Source organism: Parvibaculum sp., assembly GCF_040882025.1.
GTDB lineage: Bacteria > Pseudomonadota > Alphaproteobacteria > Parvibaculales > Parvibaculaceae > Parvibaculum.
Window position 1 is genome coordinate 1 of sequence record NZ_JBBECC010000143.1, and the last position, 19,088, is coordinate 19,088.

The following is a 19,088-nucleotide window of genomic DNA, read 5'->3' on the forward strand; positions in this document are numbered from 1 at the left end:
ACATTTTGGCAAGAAGGCTCAGGTTTACTTGACCGGGCGCGGACAGTACCCTTCGGAAAAGCGGCCCTCACTTTCGTTCGTTCAAGGAAAATTCCGGTGACAGACGCCCGACCCTCCTCCTCCGGCCTTCGGGCGGTCGTTGTCCTGTGTTTCGGCCTGATGCTGGCCGCCTGCAACGGGCTTGGCGGGCGCAGCGCGCCGCCGCCGGTCGTTGCGCCGCCGCCCACCACGCAGGTGCAACCTCCGCCGCGCGTCGATGCGCCGGCCATGCGCGATCCCGCCCGCTTCTATACGCCCGCGCATATGGCCGGCGAACGGCCGATCCGGGTGGCGCTGCTGCTACCGTTCAATTCACCACGCGACAATGTGCGGACGCTTTCCAATTCGCTCTACAATGCGGCGCAGCTGGCGCTGTTCGAATTCGACAACCGGCAGATATTGCTGATCCCCAAAGCGACCGGCGGCACGTCGGGCGGCGCGCAGCGCGCTGCGCAGGAAGCGCTCAGCGCCGGTGCCGATCTTATTCTCGGGCCGCTCTTTGCCGAGGAGGTCGTCGCCGTCGCGCCGATTGCCGCGCAACACAATGTGCCGGTGGTTGCCTTTTCCTCCGACAGCGCGGTCGCCGGGAACGGCGTCTATCTACTCTCCTTTCCGCTCCATGAAGACATCAACCGGATCGTCGAGTTCGCGACGCTGCAGGGTATCCAGTCCTTCGGCGCGCTTTATCCGCAAGGCAGCTATGGCAACCGGGCGCAGGCCGAATTCGAACGCGCCGTCGCGGCGCGGGCCGGACGGGTGGTTGCCGCGACCTCCTATCCGTCGAGTTCGGAAGGCATGTACGAGCCCGCACGGCGCATCGCGGCTAGCTATGGCGACGGCAACTTCCAGGCGCTGTTTCTGCCCGAAGGCGGGGCGCAGCTCAAGACGATTTCGCCGCTGCTCCCCTACTACGATCTCGATCCGCGTCAGGTGAAATTTCTCGGCACCGGCCTCTGGGACGACCCGTCGCTGGCGCTCGAACCGCCGCTTCACGGCGCCTGGTTTCCGGCACCGCCACCCGAAGGCCATGCGCAGTTCCTGACGCGCTACAAGCGCGCCTACGGACCTGCCACGCCGCCCCGCATCGCCAGCCTCGGCTACGATGCGGCGAGCCTTGCTGTGGCGCTGGCGACGCGCGACGAAAGCGACCGGTTCACCGCCGCGGCGCTGACCGATCCGGACGGCTTTGCCGGCGTCGACGGAATTTTCCGGTTCATGGCCGATGGGCGGACCGAACGGGGCCTGGCGGTCATGGAAGTCAGGCCCGGCGGCGCCGTCGTCGTCGATCCGGCGCCGACGAGTTTTCGCCCGCAGGTTTTCTAGAGCGATCGCATGACATTGCGGCTTCACAATTTCTTTCGAAACTCGGCGGGGCACCGCGTCCGCATCGCGCTCGCCCTGAAGGGCCTCGACTACGAATATGTGTCGGTCAATATCGGACCCGCCGGCGAACAGAACTCGGAGGCCTATCTCAAGCTCAATCCGCAGGGGCTCGTGCCGACGCTCGTGCATGACGGTCAGATCATCACGCAGTCGGGCGCGATCATCGAATATCTGGACGAATGTTTTCCCGCGCCGCCGCTGCTGCCCGCGGAGCCGTTGACGCGGGCGCGGGCGCGCGCCTTTGCCGGCGCCATCGCCGCCGAGATGCATGCGCTCAACAATTCCGGCGTGCATCGTTATCTTGCCGGCGCGATGGCGCTCGACGAAAAGAAGCGCGGGCAATGGTATGCGCATTGGGCAAAGCGCGGCCTCATGGCGCTCGAGCAAACGCTGGCGGCACAGCCGGCGACATCGTTCTGTTTCGGCGAGACACCAGGCATTGCCGATATTTTTCTGGTGCCGCAGCATTTGAACTATCGCCGCTTCGGCCTTCCGCTTGACGATTATCCACGGATCAATGCCGTTGTCGCGCATTGCGAAACGCTCGACGCCTTCAAGGCCGCCGCGCCGGAAGCGCAGCCCGACTACGTCGAAGGCTTTTAAGAGAGAAGCTGGGCCAGCAGCGCATTGAGGACGAGACGGCCTTTGGCGGTGGTGCGGACGCGTTCGCCGTCCCTGAGCAGCAATCCATCCGTAACGAGACCTGCAATGCGCGTTTCGTCGAGGGCGCGGCCTGCGAGCTTCGCGTAGCGCGCCAGCGATACGCCTTCCTCGAGACGCAGACCCATCAGCATCATTTCGTCTCCTTGCTCCGGCGGTGCAATCTCCTCCGACGCCTCGAGTCCGTGGCCGCCCGCCTCGACCGCCTCAATCCATTGCCCGGGTGCGCGCCAGGTGCGCGTCGCGAGATGCGCGCGCCCTGCCCCGATGCGGCCATGCGCACCGGGACCGACACCGGCATAGTCGCCATAGCGCCAGTAAACGAGATTATGGCGGCACTCGGCGCCGGGCTTTGCATAGTTCGAGACTTCATAGGCCGCGAGGCCCGCGTCGGCGCAGATATCGCCGGTGAGTTCGTAGAGCGCTGCCGCATCTTCCTCCGCCGGCAGGGCGAAGGCGCCCTTTTCGTAAAGCCGCGCGAAAGCGGTATCGGGTTCGATGGTCAGTTGATAGAGCGAGAGGTGATCGGCGGCATGCGCCAGCGCGGCGCGCAGTTCCCTTTCCCATGCGTCGCGCGTCTGGCCGGGGCGCGCATAGATGAGATCGAAGGAGAGCCGGGGGAATGTGTTGCGCGCCAGCGCGATGGCGCCGAGCGCTTCGTCGGCCGTGTGCAGGCGTCCGAGAAATTTGAGCTCACGGTCGTCGAGCGACTGGACGCCGAGCGAGAGCCGGTTGACGCCGGCCGAAGCGTAGCCGCGAAATCGCGCCGCTTCGACGCTTGTGGGGTTCGCTTCGAGCGTTACCTCGACATCCTCGTCGACCTGCCAGAGCGCGTGGATGCGCGCCAGCACCGCCTCGACGGTCGCGACCTCCATCAGCGACGGCGTACCGCCGCCGAAGAAGATCGAACGCACGCGGCGGGGCCCGGTCAGCTCCCGCATATGTTCGAGTTCGCGGACGAGGGCTGCCGCCCAGCGCGCCTGATCGACCGAGGCAACGACGTGGGAATTGAAATCGCAATAGGGACACTTCGACTGGCAGAAAGGCCAGTGCACATAGATACCGAAGCCGGGCGCGCGGGGATCGTCCGTCAGCGGATCAGTTTTTGTCGAAGCAGGCATCGGCAAGCCGGCGGAAGGCGTGGGCGCGGTGCGAGAGACCATGCTTTTTCTCCGGCTCCATTTCGCCGAAGGTGATGTCGTGGCCTTCGGCCACGAAAATCGGATCGTAGCCGAAACCCTTTTCCCCGCGCGGCGGCCAGACCAGCTCGCCGTCCACCCTGCCCTCGAAATATTCGACATGACCGTCGGGCCATGCAAGCGCCAGCCCGCAAATGAAATGTGCACGCGCATCGACGGGTCCGGTTTCGAGCATGCCACGGCGGAGTTTTTCCATCGCGAAATCGAAATCCTTCGTCGGGCCCGCCCAGCGCGCCGAATGGATGCCCGGCGCGCCCGACAGGGCCTCGACGCAGAGTCCGGAATCGTCGGCAAGCGCCGGAAGGTCCGCGGCCCGGGCAGCGGCCAACGCCTTCAATTCGGCATTTTCGCGGAAGGTCGCGCCGGTCTCTTCGGGTTCGACCAGGCCGAGTTCGGCAGCCGAGACCGCTTCGATGCCGAAAGGCGCGAGCAGGTCGGCAATCTCGCGCAGCTTGCCCGGATTGTGACTCGCGACAACAAGACGGCCGCCGGCGAATTTGCGTGTCATCCCGTGACCGCCTCTTTTTGTCTGATGACGAGATCGGCAATGGCCGATTTCGCGAGACCGAGAAGGCTCGCAAGCTCGTCCTCGCTGAAGGGCTCGCCTTCGGCCGTGCCCTGCACTTCGCAGATGCCGCCCTTCCCGGTGATCACGAAATTCGCGTCGGTACCGGCTTCGGAATCCTCGGCATAATCGAGATCGATGACGGGCAGACCGTTGTAGATGCCGCAGGAAATCGCCGCGACGTGGTCCTTCAGCACCGGGCCGGAGATCATGGAGCGGGCGCGCATCCATTCGATGCACTGGTGAAGAGCGACCCAGGCGCCGGTGATCGATGCCGTGCGCGTACCGCCATCGGCCTGCAAGACGTCGCAATCGACCGAGATCTGGCGCTCGCCCATCGCGCGGAGATCGACGACCGTGCGCAACGAACGGCCGATCAGACGCTGGATTTCCTGGGTGCGGCCCGACTGCTTGCCGGCCGCGGCCTCGCGGCGCATCCGCTCATGGGTCGAACGCGGCAGCATGCCGTATTCGGCTGTCACCCAGCCCTTTCCGCCGCCTTTCAGAAAAGGCGGCACGCGTTCTTCGAGGCTCGCGGTGCACAGAACATGCGTATCGCCGAAGCGGACAAGGCAGGAGCCCTCGGCGTGTTTGGCAACACCCGGTTCGAACGAGACCTGACGCATTTCATTGGGCTGACGGCCGGAGGGACGCATTGTCGGGTTTCCGATTCTTGTTTCATGGGGTTTGCAGACGGGATTGCTGGCTTTACTACCTTGACGGGGGCCATGCGTAAAGGAACGACGCCGGCGAATTGACGTGAGCTCACGCGCTACCTAGATTTGTCCTCTCTTTCAGATACTTACGGAAAGGACAGGGACAGCGCATGGTGGCCGTCAAGGATCTCAACGAGCGCTCGCGCGAGATCCTGCGCCGTGTGGTCGAGAGTTATCTCGAAACCGGCGAGCCGGTCGGTTCGCGTATCCTGTCGCGGCAGCTCCCGATCTCGCTCTCAGCCGCCTCGATCCGAAACGTGATGTCGGATCTGGAGGCACTCGGACTGATCTTCTCGCCGCATACCAGCGCCGGCCGCCTGCCGACCGAGGCCGGGCTTCGCATGTTCGTCGACGGCTTGCTCGAAATCGGCGATCTCAGTGACGACGAGCGCCAGTCGATCGAACGGCAGGTGGCCGGGTCGCACAAGAATGTCGAGGATGTGCTGGACGAGGCCTCGAAGCTCCTGTCAGGTCTCAGCCATGCGGCGGGTTTCGTCGTCGCGCCGACCTATGACGCGGCACTCAAGCATCTCGAATTCGTGCCGATCGACGGCGAGCGCGCGCTGGTCGTGATCGTCACCGAGGGCGGCGCGGTCGAGAACCGGGTCATCGAAATTCCCAAGGGGCTGACGCCTTCGGCGCTCGCCGAAGCGACCAACTACCTCAACGCGCAGTTGCGCGGCAAGACGCTGGACGAGGCCAAGACGCATCTGGCGCGCGACATGGAGACGCGCAAGGCCGAGCTCAACGAACTGACAGCCAAGGTGATCGGGGCAGGGCTTGCGACCTGGTCGGGTACGGGCGGCGGCGGCAACGATCCACTCGGCAAGTCGCTGATCGTGCGCGGGCGCTCACGGCTTCTCGAAGACGTCCATGCAATGGAGGATCTTGAGCGTATCCGGCTGCTCTTCGACGACATCGAAAACAAGCGCGATCTCGTGCAGTTGCTCGGGCTTGCCGAACAGGCCGACGGGGTGCGCATTTTCATCGGCTCCGAAAACAAGCTCTTTTCGCTTTCCGGCTCGTCGCTGATCGTCAGCCCTTATATGGACGCCCAGCAGCATGTGGTAGGCGTGCTCGGCGTGATCGGACCGACGCGGCTCAATTACGCGCGCGTCATCCCGATGGTCGACTACACCGCCAAGCTGGTCGGCCGACTGATCAATTGAGGAGGGACCGACGGGTTGACATATCGGCCTTCGGCGCGCACATGCACTCGCCGGAAAGCCCGGTAAATCTGACATGGACGCAAACGGAAGCCCCATGAGCGACGAAAACAGCAAAATCGACCCTGAAACGCCTGAAACGGCCGCGAAACTGGCCGAAATTCTGGCGGCTGAGCCAGCCCGGCAGGGCGAGGCTGAGCCCGATGCCGCAGCCGGACCGGATGTGGCGGCGCTCGAGGCCGAGATCGCCGAACTCAAGGACCGGCTGTTGCGCGTGGCGGCCGAAATGGAAAACACCCGCAAGCGCGCCGAACGCGACCGCGCCGATGCGACGCGTTATGCGGCAGCCAATTTCGCCCGCGACATGCTGCAGGTTTCCGACAATCTGCGCCGCGCGATCGGAACGCTGAAGGACGACGAGCGCGAGGGCGCCGCCGACAGCGTCAAGGCGATGGTCGAAGGCGTCGAGATGACCGAGCGACAACTCCTGTCGATTTTCGAGCGCCACGGCATCCGCGAAATCACGCCGCAGCCGGGCGAGCGCTTCGACCCGAACCTCCACGAAGCGATGTTCGAGGTGCCGGGCACCGAACATCCGGCCGGCACGGTCGTCCATGTGCTCGAAGGCGGCTACACGATCGGCGACCGGCTGCTGCGCGCCGCGCGGGTCGGCGTCGCCAAGGCCGAGGGTGCCGAGAAAGGCGCCAATATCGACACGACGGCCTGAAAAAGCGAAGCTTCATCCTTGTCGTATGCCTTGAAAGAGGCGATGCGGGAGTCCATAGTTATAACGCTGTTATATACTGGGCGGAGGAGGAGGCAGATCATGCTCGAACTTTGGGCCGCGGCGGCATTTTTTCTGGGAATACATCTTCTTGTCGCGGGCTCGGGCCTGCGCGGCAGGATCGTCGGGGTCATCGGCGAGAAGCCCTATCTCGGGCTTTTCTCGCTCGCGTCACTCGGCGGCATCGTCTGGCTGGCGATGTCCTACAACGCGGCCGCGCTCGGCCCCAACCCGCTTTACTGGGCACCCCCGCTCTGGGCGCTGCATTTGTCGCCGCTCATCGTTCTCATCGCGGCCTTCTTCGCCGTTGTCGGGATCACGACGCCGAACCCGACCGCCGTCGGCGCCGAGGCGCTGGCCGAGAAGCCCGAAACCGTTCAGGGCATGCTGCGGATCACACGGCATCCCTTTCTCTGGGGCGTCGCGATCTGGGCCGGCTGGCATGTGCTGGTTAACGGCGACCAGGCGGCGATCATCTTCTTCGGCACCTTCGCGCTTTTGGCCCTACTCGGCACTTTCTCGATCGACGACAAGCGCGAGAAGAAAATGGGCGCGGGGTGGCGCGATTTCGCCTCGAAGACCTCGAACCCCCCTTTCCTCGCCATTATCGCCGGACGCAACAGCCTGAATCTCGGCGAACTTGGCTGGTGGCGAATCCTTGCCGCTCTTGTCGTCTTCGGCGCCTTGTTTTACGGGCATTTATGGGCTTTCGGCGTTTCGCCGGTGCCGGGCTGGCATCCGTATTGACGAAACTCACGCCGGCTTGTTCACGCGGCGCAGTGTCAGGTTGATGCGGCCGCCGCCGGGCAGCAGACGCGAGGAGCCGAAAATCACCCGGTCGACGCCGTGAAGACGCAGGCGCGACGAACCGCCCATCACCAGCACGTCGCCCGACGAGAGTCTGAAGCTTTTCGATTTGTCGCCGCGAGCGAATCCGCCGACACGGAAAACACATGTGTCGCCAAGCGAGAGGGAAACCACCGGCGCCTCGAGCGCCTCTTCGTCCTCATCGCGGTGCAGCCCCATGCGTGCCTTGCCGTGCTCGTAGAGATTGACGAGACAGCATTCGGGCGGGGCGGGAAATGCCGCCAGTTCCTCCCACAAGGCGAGTAGGGCTCCCGGTATGGCCGGCCAGCGGCGGCCATTAACGTCGTTTGTTGACGAATAGGAATAGCCGCCGGGCCGCGATACCCAGCCCAGCGGTCCCAAATTCGTCTGGCGGATCGACCAGGGCTTCGCCGTGCGGGGCATCCGCGGACGATAGGGCGGGGCGCTTTCGAAAGCGCGCACAAGCTCGGCGACAAGCGCCGCCTGCGCGGCCTCGTCCACAAAGCGCGGATAGAGCGCCAGACCCTCAAATCCCGTATCGACCGGTTTCATGGACACAGTCTAACCCGAAAGAACGGCACTCGACTTGTGACACTTATAATGTCATATTATCGCGCCGCCGGGCGTCGGATTGCCCGGCATCAATCCGGGGCGGAGGGGGTGCGCGATGATGAGACTGATCGGGATTTTGCTGCTGGCGACAACGCTGTCTGGATGTGCGGCGGTGGCCATTCAAGGCGCGTCGCGGGCCAAGGACAATGCGGTGATCGCGGGCAATGAAAGCGCGGCCGCGGCCGGCGACGTCAAGGCGCAGATGAAAATGGGCGATGCGCATTGCTGCACAATCGCCGGGTCGGCCGGCGTTCTCAACAACCAGAAGGCGACCGAGTGGTATTGCAAGGCCGCGAAGGCCGGCGAACCGCGCGCCAAATACGAACTCGGGCGCATCTATGCGGGCGATCTCGTGCGCGGCATGAACGCACCGGCAAAACTCGGCGCGCTGGTAACGACGCAGCGCGAGAACAAGCCGCTGGCGCTGATGTGGTTCAACCTCGCGGCCGAGGCCGGTAGTGACGACGCGGCCGAGGAGGCCGCCGAGCTCAGCGAGGATATGACGGCGCCAGAGAGGATGCAGGCGAGGCTCCGGCAGGAGAGCTGGCAGGCCCAAGCCTGCGAGTGGAACGCGGTCTATCCGGACAATCAGCTCTGAAGGGCTGGCAGTTCTGAACAGACCGAAGGCGGACGGGCGGCGGACGGGGTACACGCCGTCCGTTTCGCATTTCGCCATCACCTGACGACCGGGGTTCCGAAAAGGAATGCTCTGCGGGACCCCTGAGTCCCGAAAGCCCCGCGTCCTGTGGCCATATTGCCGCATCAACGCTTGCGGCGCGTGAAACCCAAACCTATATACAGCGCAACCGTTTCAACCCCCGGACCCGGGGGCATTGAGAGCTCGCCCTTGGGGAGCCCTTCGCCCGCCGGGACGGACAACCCCTTTTCAGGGGGCCGGTTTCGACCGGGAGCGCCCGTGCGGGCGCACTCCGGAGACCAGTGGGCGCCAAATGTGGCCCGCCCGGCCCGCCGCAACGTGAGGACTACAGACAATGGCTAAAGTCATCGGTATCGACCTCGGCACAACCAATTCCTGCGTCGCCGTGATGGAAGGCAAGACCGCCAAGGTGATCGAAAACGCCGAAGGCGCACGCACCACGCCCTCCATGGTCGCCTTTACCGCCGACGGCGAGCGCCTGGTCGGCCAATCGGCCAAACGGCAAGCCGTCACCAACCCCTCGAACACGCTCTTTGCCATCAAGCGCCTGATCGGCCGCTCCTACGAGGACCCCACCACCCAGAAGGACAAGGGCATGGTGCCCTACGACATCGTCAAGGCGCCGAACGGCGACGCCTGGGTGGAAGCGCATGGCGAGAAGTATTCGCCGTCGCAGATTTCGGCCTTCATTCTGCAGAAGATGAAAGAGACGGCCGAGAGCTATCTCGGCGAAAAAGTCGAAAAGGCCGTCATCACCGTTCCCGCCTATTTCAACGACGCCCAGCGCCAGGCGACAAAAGACGCCGGCAAGATCGCGGGCCTTGAAGTACTGCGCATCATCAACGAACCGACGGCGGCAGCCCTTGCCTACGGCCTCGACAAGAAGGAAGGCGAGCTGATTGCTGTTTATGACCTTGGCGGCGGCACATTCGACGTCTCGATCCTCGAAATCGGCGACGGCGTGTTCGAGGTCAAGTCGACCAATGGCGACACGTTCCTCGGCGGCGAGGATTTCGACATGCGCCTCGTGAATTACCTCGCCGACGAATTCAAAAAGGAAAACGGCATCGACTTGCGCGGCGACAAGCTCGCGCTGCAGCGCCTGAAGGAAGCGGCCGAGAAAGCCAAGATCGAGCTTTCCTCCGCGACGCAGACCGAAGTCAACCTGCCCTTCATCACGGCGGACGCTTCGGGTCCGAAGCATCTCACCATGAAGATCACGCGGGCGAAGCTTGAAGCGCTGGTCGAGGATCTGATCCAGCGCACGATCGACCCCTGCAAGGCGGCGCTGAAGGATGCCGGCATCACCGCCGGGCAGATCAACGAGATCGTGCTGGTCGGCGGCCAGTCGCGCATGCCGAAGATTCGCGATGCGGTGAAACAGTTTTTCGGCAAAGAGCCGAACATGAGCGTCAACCCGGATGAAGTGGTCGCCATGGGCGCCGCGATCCAGGCCGGTGTGTTGCAGGGCGACGTGAAAGACGTGCTGTTGCTCGACGTGACGCCGCTGTCGCTCGGCATCGAAACGCTGGGCGGCGTCTTTACCCGTCTTATCGAACGCAACACGACGATCCCGACCAAGAAGGCACAAACCTTCTCGACCGCGGAAGACAATCAGTCGGCCGTGACGATCCGTGTCTTCCAAGGCGAACGCGAGATGGCGGCCGACAACAAATTGCTCGGCCAGTTCGATCTTGTGGGTCTTCCGGCCGCGCCGCGCGGCGTGCCGCAGATCGAAGTCGCTTTCGATATAGACGCCAACGGCATCGTCAATGTCTCGGCCAAGGACAAGGCAACCAACAAGGAACAGACCATTCGTATCGAGGCATCGGGCGGACTTTCCGAAGCCGATATCGAGAAGATGGTGAAAGATGCCGAGGCGCATGCGGAAGAAGACCGCAAGCGGCGCGCAGAGGCAGAAACCCGCAACCATGGCGAGGCGCTGGCCAATTCGACCGAGAAGATGCTCGCCGAGAACGCCGACAAGGTGCCCGCCGATGTGAAGGCCGAAGTCGAAGCGGCGCTCGAGGAATTGAAGACGGCGCTGAAAGAGGGCGCAAGCGACGACATCAAGGCGAAGACCGACGCATTGACGCAAGTCTCGATGAAGCTTGGCGAGGCGCTCTACAAGGCCGCGCAAGCCGAAGCGCAGTCGGACGAGAATGCAGGCGACGCCGATGCAGATGGCGGGCGCGAGAATGTCGTCGATGCCGACTTCGAAGAAGTCGACGACGACAAGAAAGATCAAGGCAAATCCGCCTGATCCGGGGCATCGAAATGACGCCCTTTCTCTCCATACAAAATGCCCCGCGGGTGCGCACAGGCGCGCCCGCAGCGGCTTCCCGTCTATGGTGATCCCTGATGTCGAAGCGTGATTTTTACGACGTCCTGGGGGTCGGCCGCGATGCAAGTGCCGACGAGTTGAAAAAGGCCTATCGCAATCTCGCCAAGAAGTATCACCCCGACCAGAATCAGGGCGACAAGGAAGCCGAGCAGCGCTTCAAGGAACTCAACGAGGCCTATGACGCGCTGAAGGACGATCAGTCGCGCGCGGCCTATGACCAGTTCGGCCATGCCGCTTTCGACGGCGGCATGGGTGCACGCGGCGGCGCGCGCGGCTTTGCCGGTGGCGCCTCGATGTCGGATATATTCGACGATCTTTTCGGCGAGTTCATGGGCGGCCGGCGGGGCGGGCGCGGCGATGGTGGCCGCATGCGCGGACACGACTTGCGCTACAATATGGAAATCGACCTCGAAGAGGCCTTCGAGGGCAAGAAGGCACAAGTTCGCGTGCCGTCCTCGGTGGCCTGCGAAACCTGCAAGGGTTCGGGCGCGGCGCCGGGATCGAGCCCCATTACCTGCACCACCTGTCAGGGGCACGGCAAGGTGCGCGCCTCCCAGGGCTTCTTCACCATCGAACGGACCTGTCCGACCTGCCACGGGCGCGGACAGACCATCGACAAGCCTTGCTCCGCCTGTCACGGACAGGGTCGCGTCGAGAAGGAACGCACGCTGTCGGTCAACATTCCGGCCGGCGTCGAAGACGGTACGCGCATCAGGCTGGCCGGCGAAGGCGAGGCCGGCATGCGGGGCGGGCCGGCGGGCGACCTCTATATTTTCCTCTCGGTCCGGCCGCACAGACTTTTCGAGCGCGACGGCGCCGATCTCTTTTGCCGCGTACCGATCTCGATGGCGACGGCAGCGCTGAGCGGCGAGATCGAAGTGCCGACGCTGGGCGGCAAGCGGGTGAAGGTGAAAATACCGGAAGGCGCGCAGACCGGCCGCCAGTTCCGCCTCAAGGCCAAGGGCATGCCGATCGTCAATTCGCGCGAGACGGGTGATCTCTATATCCAGATCACGGTCGAAACGCCGGTCCATCTCAACAAGAAACAAAAAGACTTGCTGAAAGAGTTCGAAGCCGCGTCGAACGACAGCAACAACCCCGAAAGCTCGGGCTTCTTCGCCAAGGTCAAGGAATTCTGGGACGGCTTCCAGAATTGAGGCGCTGAGCTATTCTGGAGGGGCTCCGCGACCCTCGCGGGGCCTTTTTCATGCCCGGTGCACCCCATGCAAAACCATGTCCTGCCGGCGGTACTGCTCGTCGCCTCCAACGTCTTCATGACGGCCGCCTGGTATTGGCATCTCAAGTTCAGAGCCATGCCGATCCTGACCGTCATTCTGATCAGTTGGGGCATCGCGCTGATCGAATACATGCTGGCCGTGCCGGCCAACCGAATGGGCTATGCCGTCTACACGGCGGCGCAGCTCAAGACGATGCAGGAGGTCATCACGCTGACGGTTTTCGTTGGCTTCTCAGCCTTCTATCTGGGGCAGGGGCCGACCTGGAACACGCTGATCGGCTTTTCGCTGATCGCGCTCGGGGCTTATTTCGTCTTCCGGGGCTGATTGCAGGCTGCTATACCGCCCCAAACGCTTGGAAACATCGATATGGCGGATGACATCAAGATCGCGGTGACGGGAGCGGGCGGTCGAATGGGCCGGACGCTGATCGGCCTCATCCACGAGACGGCGGGCCTGGCGCTTGCCGGCGGCATCGAGGCCGAAGGCTCGCCTCATCTCGGCGCCGATCTCGGCACGCTGGCGGGCCTGCCGCCGCTCGGGATCGCGGCAAGCGACGATGCGCTCGGCATTATCGCCGGGGCCGATGCGCTGGTGGATTTTTCGGTGCCGGCGGCGAGCGTCGAATTCGCGGCGCTGACGGCGCAGGCCCGGATCGTCCATGTGATCGGCACGACCGGATTGTCCGAGGCCGACGAGGCCCGGATCGCCGCGGCGGCACGGCATGCCACTATCGTCAAGGCCGGCAATATGAGCCTCGGCGTCAATTTGCTGGCGGCCCTGGTCAGACAGGCGGCGCGCGCGCTCGACGCCTCATGGGATATCGAGATCGTCGAAATGCACCACCGCCACAAGGTCGACGCGCCGTCGGGCACGGCGCTGCTGCTGGGCCAGGCGGCAGCCGAGGGGCGTGGTGTCGAACTCAGAGAAAATTCCGAACGCGGACGCGACGGACAGACCGGCGCGCGCAAGGAAGGTGCGATCGGCTTTGCGAGTTTGCGGGGCGGTTCGGTGGTCGGCGACCATGAGGTGATTTTTGCCGGCGCGCAGGAACGGATCGTACTCGGCCATGTCGCCGAAGACCGCGGCGTCTTCGCGCGCGGCGCGCTGAAGGCCGCACAATGGGGGCAGGGCAAGGGGCCCGGCCTTTTCAGCATGGCCGATGTGCTCGGCATTGAATAATCCGCCTACAGATATTCTGGAGTATGCCTTGTCGAACCTGCTAGTACTTGTCCGCCACGGACAAAGCGAATGGAACAAGAAGAACCTCTTCACCGGCTGGCGCGATCCGGGCCTGACCGCGCAAGGCATCGAGGAAGCGCGCGAAGCGGGGCAAGCCATGAAGGCACGGGGACTCGTCTTCGACGTCGCCTTCACTTCGGCACTTTCCCGCGCGCAGGAGACCAACCGCATCATGCTTGAGGAGCTCGGGCAAGGCGACGTCGAGATCGTGAAGGATCAGGCGTTGAACGAGCGCGACTATGGCGACCTTTCGGGGCTGAACAAGGATGATGCCCGCAAGAAATGGGGCGAAGAACAAGTGCATATCTGGCGGCGTTCCTACGACGTGCCGCCGCCCGGCGGCGAAAGCCTGAAGATGACCGCCGAACGGGTTCTTCCTTATTACGAACGGGAAATCCTGCCGCGTGTGCTGAAGGGCGAGCGGGTGCTCATTGCCGCGCACGGCAATTCGCTGCGGGCGCTTGTCATGCAGCTCGACAAGCTCAGCGAGGCCGAAGTGCTCGCGCTCAATATCGCGACCGGCGCGCCGATCGTTTATGAGCTCGACAACAAGGGGAATGTTCTCCGGAAGGAAATGCTGATCGAGCGCGAGGCGCATTGACGCGGTCAGACGTTGCGGCCAGCCTTGAGCGCCGCCAGCGCCTCTTCGAGCGCGCGAGCGAAATCCCGGCGCTCGGCGGGAGAAAGGCAAGATGCCACTTCCAGCGACCGGCCGTGACTGACCAGATGAAGATGGGTCGATGCGTCGGGATTTTCCTTCAGCAACAGGCGTACCCAGTAGGGCTGGAAACTGAAAATGCGAGCGCGGCCTTTTGCGTCGACACGACGGACGCGCAACTCCTCATCCGACAATTGCACCGTTTCATGTGCACGGGCGGCGCGGTAGTTGGTCCGGAACGCCCACCAGACCAGCATCACTTCAAGGCCGCAAAAGCCGAAGACCGGCCAGGCGCCCTTCGCCATGAAGAGCGCGCCGGCGGTGAAATTGACCGCCGCGACCAACCCCATGACGACGACGAAGCCCTTGCGCGAGAGCGAACGGTGTGGCGTCAGCAGCGCATTGAAGCGCAGCGGCGGCGCGAGCGACGCGGCGGGGACATCGACGGGCTGAACGGTGGCGGCGGTCATGCGCAGAAGTTAGATCGCGGCGGCAGCTCCCGCAATGCGGCCTTGCAGCGCGGCGGTGTTATGGCCAAAGTCTCGACACCATGCCGATGAAAAAGCCCGAGATCGAAGAGTTTTTCCGCCGTCTTTCGGCCGCCTTGCCCGCGCCCGAGACCGAACTCAAGTACATCAACACCTACACGTTGCTGGTGGCGGTGGTCTTGTCGGCACAGGCGACCGATATCGGCGTCAACAAGGCGACAGAGAAGCTCTTCAAGATCGCCGACAGCCCTCGGAAAATGCTGAAACTCGGCGAAGCGGGGCTGATCCAGCACATCAAAACGATCGGGCTCTATCGCAACAAGGCAAAGAATGTGATCGCGCTGTCGCGCCTTCTGATCGAACGGCATCATGGCGAAGTGCCGCACGACCGCGAGGCGTTGCAGGCGCTGCCGGGCGTTGGCCGCAAGACCGCCAATGTCGTGCTCAATGTCGCCTTCGGCGAACCGACCATCGCGGTCGACACGCATATCTTCCGCGTCTCGAACCGGACCGGTCTCGCACCGGGCAAGGATGTGCTCGCTGTCGAACTGAAGCTCGAGAAAGTTGTGCCGGCGGCCTATCGTCTCCATGCGCATCACTGGCTGATCCTGCACGGGCGCTATGTCTGCAAGGCGCGCAAGCCCGATTGTCCGGCCTGCGCCGTTGCCGATCTTTGCCAGTTCAAGGCCAAGACGATCGTGGCGTGATGCCTCACGACATCGGCGTATTGCGTCGCGCCATGATGGCGGAAAGACAAGCCGCCTTGTCGGTCGCACCACCTTCGAGTTTGCGGGCATCGACATGGCGCGCGCCGAGCGCGCCCGAAGCGGTTTCGTAGAAATAGACGAAGAGGCTGCAATCGCCGCCCGAATACTGCCAGACCTCGGCATGGGGCTCGCTACGGCGGAAATCGGGCACGCCAAGACGCGACGAGACGGCCGCGGGCGCGGCCCCGACGAGGCTCGCCGGCGTCACAGGCCCCGGCGCTATCGACGCCATGACTCCGCCGCGCGCTTCGATTCCCGTGCCCGGTGCCGTTTCGCATGCGGCCAGCAGCAACGGCAACAAAAGGACCAAGGCGCGTTTCATGCAAAGCCCTCCGGTGCAGCGACTTTCTTGTAGGTGTGAACCATGAAGACGGCGCCGAAAAGTGGTGCGAAAAGATTGAGAACCGGCACAGTGGCGAAGAGCGCAACAAGAATGCCGGCGGCGAGAATGCGGCTTCGATGACGCCGGCGAAGCGCCGTTGCATTGGCCGGTGCGAGATGACGCAACGCCACCAGCTCGAAATATTCGCGGCCAAGGAGATAGCCGTTGACGACCCAGAAGAGGAAAATGTTGACGATCGGGATCAGGTAAAAAGGCAGCACCAGCAGGTTGACCGCGATCAGCACGATCGTGAAGCGGATCGCGACGATCAGCGACTGCCAGAAGGGCTGGTCGCGGCCTGGCGGGTCCGACGGATAGGCCGTCTCCTCGACACGCGCGGCAACCTTTTCGAGAAAGAGACCGGCAACCAGCGACACCACCGGATGGACCAGCGGGATCAGCACGATGACGGCGAGGAAACGCGCGGCAAAGGCGACAACCGCATCGATCCAGCCGATGCCAAACTCGGGCAGCGCACCCAGTGCCCATTGCAGGCCGGCGCCGAAAACAACCAGAACGATCAGCGTCAGACCCAGCGACATCCACATGACGCGGCGAAGAGGGGGCGAGAAGGTTTCCCGCAAGGCGCGCGCGGCGTCGGACAGCATGGTCTAGATCTCCGTGCATCGCCGGCCCGGGTAAACGGAATGGGCCGGCGACCGACAGAATGCCCGGTCGATGCGGGCCGGTCGAGACGCAATATCGCAACCGGGCCAATGTCTGCGGAACGGATTTTGGACATATGGTGCAGGTTCCTTATACTCCCGCCCCGAACCCTCCCCCGCACTTCAGTAAAATCCGAGGACCATGACCGATCTCAAATATGACGTTGCCGGCATCGGCAATGCGCTGGTCGACGTTATCGCCGACGCCGACGAAAAATTCCTGATCGCCAACGGCATCGAAAAAGGCTCGATGACGCTGATCGACGACAAGCGCGCCGACGATCTCTATGGCCGTATGGGCCAGGCCGTTGAAATGTCGGGCGGCTCATGCGCCAACACGATCGCCGGGCTCGCCTCGCTCGGCGGCAAGGGCGCCTTTTTCGGCAAAGTCAGACGCGATCAGCTCGGCGACGTTTTCATGCACGACATCAAGGCGCTTGGCATCGATTTTCCGGCGCAGCCCGCAACATCCGGCGCGCCGACCGGACGCTGCCTTATTCTGGTAACACCGGACGCACAGCGCAGCATGAACACATTTCTCGGCGCGGCGCAGAAGCTCGGGCCCGATGACATCGACGAGGCGACGATCCGCGCCGCCGCCGTCACCTATATGGAAGGCTATCTATGGGACCAGCCGGACGCCAAGCAGGCGTTCCTCAAGGCCGCGAAGATCGCGCATGATGCCGGACGCCTCGTCTCGCTGACCCTGTCGGACAGTTTCTGCGTCGACCGCTACCGCGACGAGTTCCGCCGTCTGGCGAAGGACGAAGTCGACCTGCTCTTCGCCAACGAAGCGGAAATCCTGTCGCTCTATGAAACGGACGTGTTCGACGAGGCGCTGCAGAAAGTGCGCGCCGACTGCAAATTCGCGGCGCTGACGCGCTCGGCGGCCGGCGCGGTCATCGTGGCGGATGGCGAGGTGCATGTGGTCGATGCAGTCAGGATCGCGAAAGTCGTCGACACGACCGGTGCGGGCGATCTCTTCGCAGCCGGTTTCCTCTACGGGCTCACGCGCGGCAAGGGGCCGGTCGATTGCGGCCGTCTCGGCGCGATGGCGGCCGCCGAGGTGATTTCGCATTACGGACCACGGCCGCAGGTTTCGCTGGCGAAACTCGCGAAGGAAAAAGGGCTCGCCTGAATCGAGGAAGGCATCGGTGCTCAGGATCTGGGGACGACGCAATTCGATCAACGTGCAGAAGGTGATGTGGCTCGCGGGCGAGCTTGGCCTCGCGCACGAGCATGTCGATGCCGGTGGACCTTTCGGCGGGCTCGATACGCCGGCGTTCCGGGCGCGCAATCCGCACGGGCTCGTTCCCGTTATCGATGATGGCGGTGTCGTCGTCTGGGAGTCGCACGCGATCCTGCGCTATCTCGCAGCACGATACGGCGGTGGATTCTGGATCGAGGATGCGGCGACGCGCGCCGCGGTCGATCAATGGATTGAATGGGCGCAGACTTCGCTGCTCCCCAATTTCGTCAGCGGAATTTTCTGGGCCTACTATCGTACACCCGAGCCGCAGCGGAACATGGTCCTGGTCAGGCAGGCCGTCGCGCGATGCGCGGAACACGTCAGGACACTCGACAAGCATCTCGCCGATCATCGCTATATCTGCGGTGACGAAATCACGCTTGCTGACATTCCGACGGGAACCATGTTCTACCGCTACTATGGGCTCGACATCGAGCGGCCCGACGCGCCGAATGTCGAAGCCTGGTATGCGAGGCTCCGCGACCGCCCGGCCTATGCCGCGCATGTGATGGTGCCGTTCGACGACCTCAAGGGCCGGCTTGCTTTCTGAGAACCTTCCGCTCAGATCTTTCTCAGGAACACGTCGTGGATGCGGTGGTCGTCGCCTTTGCGCAGGATCAGGTCGGCACGCTGGCGCGTCGGCAGGATGTTGCGGTGCAGGTTGGCAAGGTTGATCGAGGTCCAGATCGCGTCGGCCGTTTCGACGGCCTCTTCCTCGCTCAGTTTCGAATAGCGATGAAAATAGGCGGCCGGATCCTTGAACGACGTGCGACGCAGGCTGAGAAAGCGCTCGATATACCAGCGCCGGATTGCTTCTTCGTCCGCATCGAGATAGATCGAGAAATCGAAGAAGTCGGAAACGAACGGCTGTGGTTCGTCGCCATCGGCCGGCTTCCAGGGCTGCAGGACGTTCAACCCCTCGACGACAAGAATGTCGGGCTGGTCAACCGAGATCGTTTCGCCCGATAAAATATCGTAGGTAAAGTGCGAATAGACCGGCGCCTCGACGCGGGCCGATCCCGCCTTCACATCCGAGAGAAAGCGCAACAGGCGCTTGATATCGAAGCTTTCGGGAAAGCCCTTGCGCTGCATCAGGCCGCGCTCTTCGAGAACCTTGTTCGGATAGAGAAAGCCGTCGGTGGTGATCAGGTCGACCTTCGGATGATTGGGCCAGCGCGCCAGCAGCGTGCGCAGGATGCGCGCGGTGGTCGACTTGCCGACCGCGACGGAGCCCGCAACGCCGACGATATAGGGCACCTTGTCCTGCGCGCGCCCCAGAAAATCCGAGGTGACGCGATAGAGCTCCTGCATCTCGCCGACATAAAGGTTGAGCAGACGCGAAAGCGGCAGGAAAATTTCCGACACCTCGTCGAGCGAAATTCGTTCGCCGAAGCCGCGAAGTTCCTCGAGCTCCGATTCCGAAAGCGGCAGGGGTGTATCCTTGCGCA

The 19,088-nt window shown here is 63.5% G+C and carries 22 protein-coding genes; 14 read left to right on the plus strand and 8 right to left on the minus strand.

All coding sequences use genetic code 11. From position 1 onward, the window contains the following. Positions 1–96 precede the first annotated feature (96 nt). Positions 97–1,362 carry a penicillin-binding protein activator gene (locus WEB61_RS10095; RefSeq protein WP_368064211.1) on the plus strand — a complete coding sequence of 422 codons (1,266 nt, stop codon included), beginning with the start codon at positions 97–99 and terminating at the stop codon, positions 1,360–1,362. Positions 1,363–1,371: 9 nt separating this feature from the next. After that, positions 1,372–2,025: a maleylacetoacetate isomerase gene (gene maiA / locus WEB61_RS10100; RefSeq protein ID WP_368064212.1), complete on the plus strand. Its 654-nt coding sequence runs from the start codon at positions 1,372–1,374 to the stop codon at positions 2,023–2,025. On the opposite strand, the gene hemW is transcribed toward maiA, so the two are convergent. Genes hemW through rph form a run of 3 tightly spaced genes read right to left on the minus strand, consistent with a single transcriptional unit; the run spans position 2,022 to position 4,502 of the window. Beyond that, complete coding sequence (gene hemW, locus WEB61_RS10105) at positions 2,022–3,203, minus strand: radical SAM family heme chaperone HemW (protein WP_368064232.1); 1,182 nt, start codon at positions 3,201–3,203, stop codon at positions 2,022–2,024. The genes maiA and hemW overlap by 4 nt on opposite strands. Further along, positions 3,181–3,789: an RdgB/HAM1 family non-canonical purine NTP pyrophosphatase gene (gene rdgB / locus WEB61_RS10110; protein WP_368064213.1), complete on the minus strand. Its 609-nt coding sequence runs from the start codon at positions 3,787–3,789 to the stop codon at positions 3,181–3,183. Before rdgB ends, hemW begins: the two co-directional genes overlap by 23 nt. Continuing rightward, complete coding sequence (gene rph, locus WEB61_RS10115) at positions 3,786–4,502, minus strand: ribonuclease PH (RefSeq protein WP_368064214.1); 717 nt, start codon at positions 4,500–4,502, stop codon at positions 3,786–3,788. The genes rdgB and rph overlap by 4 nt, the downstream gene beginning before the upstream one ends. Positions 4,503–4,672: 170 nt before the next feature. Between rph and hrcA the strand changes: the two genes are divergently transcribed. The 3 genes from hrcA (at position 4,673) to WEB61_RS10130 (ending at position 7,259) form a co-directional block, all read left to right on the plus strand. Next, on the plus strand, positions 4,673–5,731 hold the full coding sequence (gene hrcA / locus WEB61_RS10120; protein ID WP_368064215.1) for a heat-inducible transcriptional repressor HrcA: 1,059 nt from the start codon (positions 4,673–4,675) through the stop codon (positions 5,729–5,731). Between the two features lie 94 nt (positions 5,732–5,825). Beyond that, entirely contained in the window at positions 5,826–6,455 is a 630-nt protein-coding gene (gene grpE / locus WEB61_RS10125; protein WP_368064216.1) for a nucleotide exchange factor GrpE, read from the plus strand. A 99-nt stretch (positions 6,456–6,554) separates the two neighbouring features. Continuing rightward, positions 6,555–7,259, plus strand: a complete 705-nt coding sequence (locus tag WEB61_RS10130) for an NnrU family protein (protein WP_368064217.1) — start codon at positions 6,555–6,557, stop codon at positions 7,257–7,259. A 6-nt stretch (positions 7,260–7,265) separates the two neighbouring features. Here the strand turns inward: WEB61_RS10130 and WEB61_RS10135 are convergent, their stop codons facing one another. Beyond that, complete coding sequence (locus WEB61_RS10135; RefSeq protein ID WP_368064218.1) at positions 7,266–7,892, minus strand: alpha-ketoglutarate-dependent dioxygenase AlkB; 627 nt, start codon at positions 7,890–7,892, stop codon at positions 7,266–7,268. A 115-nt stretch (positions 7,893–8,007) separates the two neighbouring features. On the opposite strand from WEB61_RS10135, the gene WEB61_RS10140 reads away from it, so the two are divergent. The 6 genes from WEB61_RS10140 to WEB61_RS10165 all read left to right on the plus strand — a co-directional run bounded on the left by WEB61_RS10140 (position 8,008) and on the right by WEB61_RS10165 (position 14,032). Then, positions 8,008–8,550: a hypothetical protein gene (locus WEB61_RS10140; protein ID WP_368064219.1), complete on the plus strand. Its 543-nt coding sequence runs from the start codon at positions 8,008–8,010 to the stop codon at positions 8,548–8,550. Positions 8,551–8,944: 394 nt separating this feature from the next. After that, positions 8,945–10,873, plus strand: coding sequence for a molecular chaperone DnaK (dnaK, locus tag WEB61_RS10145; protein WP_368064220.1), 1,929 nt, complete (start codon positions 8,945–8,947; stop codon positions 10,871–10,873). Positions 10,874–10,971: 98 nt separating this feature from the next. Next, a complete protein-coding gene (dnaJ, locus tag WEB61_RS10150) occupies positions 10,972–12,111 on the plus strand; it encodes a molecular chaperone DnaJ (protein WP_368064221.1) in 1,140 nt (379 codons plus the stop codon). 66 nt (positions 12,112–12,177) lie between these two features. Beyond that, positions 12,178–12,516: a DMT family protein gene (locus WEB61_RS10155; protein ID WP_368064222.1), complete on the plus strand. Its 339-nt coding sequence runs from the start codon at positions 12,178–12,180 to the stop codon at positions 12,514–12,516. 42 nt (positions 12,517–12,558) lie between these two features. After that, on the plus strand, positions 12,559–13,371 hold the full coding sequence (gene dapB, locus WEB61_RS10160) for a 4-hydroxy-tetrahydrodipicolinate reductase (RefSeq protein ID WP_368064223.1): 813 nt from the start codon (positions 12,559–12,561) through the stop codon (positions 13,369–13,371). A gap of 28 nt (positions 13,372–13,399) precedes the next feature. Beyond that, positions 13,400–14,032 (plus strand): 2,3-bisphosphoglycerate-dependent phosphoglycerate mutase, encoded by a 633-nt coding sequence (locus WEB61_RS10165; protein ID WP_368064224.1) that lies wholly within the window; start codon positions 13,400–13,402, stop codon positions 14,030–14,032. A 5-nt stretch (positions 14,033–14,037) separates the two neighbouring features. Here the strand turns inward: WEB61_RS10165 and WEB61_RS10170 are convergent, their stop codons facing one another. Then, positions 14,038–14,559, minus strand: a complete 522-nt coding sequence (locus tag WEB61_RS10170) for a DUF2244 domain-containing protein (protein ID WP_368064225.1) — start codon at positions 14,557–14,559, stop codon at positions 14,038–14,040. An 80-nt stretch (positions 14,560–14,639) separates the two neighbouring features. On the opposite strand from WEB61_RS10170, the gene nth reads away from it, so the two are divergent. After that, positions 14,640–15,284, plus strand: coding sequence for an endonuclease III (gene nth / locus WEB61_RS10175; RefSeq protein WP_368064226.1), 645 nt, complete (start codon positions 14,640–14,642; stop codon positions 15,282–15,284). Between the two features lie 4 nt (positions 15,285–15,288). Here nth and WEB61_RS10180 read toward each other — a convergent pair whose 3' ends face one another. Next, positions 15,289–15,666: a hypothetical protein gene (locus tag WEB61_RS10180; RefSeq protein WP_368064227.1), complete on the minus strand. Its 378-nt coding sequence runs from the start codon at positions 15,664–15,666 to the stop codon at positions 15,289–15,291. After that, positions 15,663–16,334, minus strand: coding sequence for an EI24 domain-containing protein (locus tag WEB61_RS10185; RefSeq protein ID WP_368064228.1), 672 nt, complete (start codon positions 16,332–16,334; stop codon positions 15,663–15,665). The genes WEB61_RS10180 and WEB61_RS10185 overlap by 4 nt, the downstream gene beginning before the upstream one ends. A 199-nt stretch (positions 16,335–16,533) precedes the next feature. Between WEB61_RS10185 and WEB61_RS10190 the strand changes: the two genes are divergently transcribed. After that, positions 16,534–17,529, plus strand: coding sequence for an adenosine kinase (locus WEB61_RS10190; protein ID WP_368064229.1), 996 nt, complete (start codon positions 16,534–16,536; stop codon positions 17,527–17,529). A 16-nt stretch (positions 17,530–17,545) separates the two neighbouring features. Then, a complete protein-coding gene (locus WEB61_RS10195; RefSeq protein ID WP_368064230.1) occupies positions 17,546–18,190 on the plus strand; it encodes a glutathione S-transferase family protein in 645 nt (214 codons plus the stop codon). Between the two features lie 11 nt (positions 18,191–18,201). On the opposite strand, the gene coaA is transcribed toward WEB61_RS10195, so the two are convergent. Further along, positions 18,202–19,088 (minus strand): type I pantothenate kinase (gene coaA, locus WEB61_RS10200; RefSeq protein ID WP_368064231.1); only part of this gene is annotated, 887 nt, incomplete at its 5' end.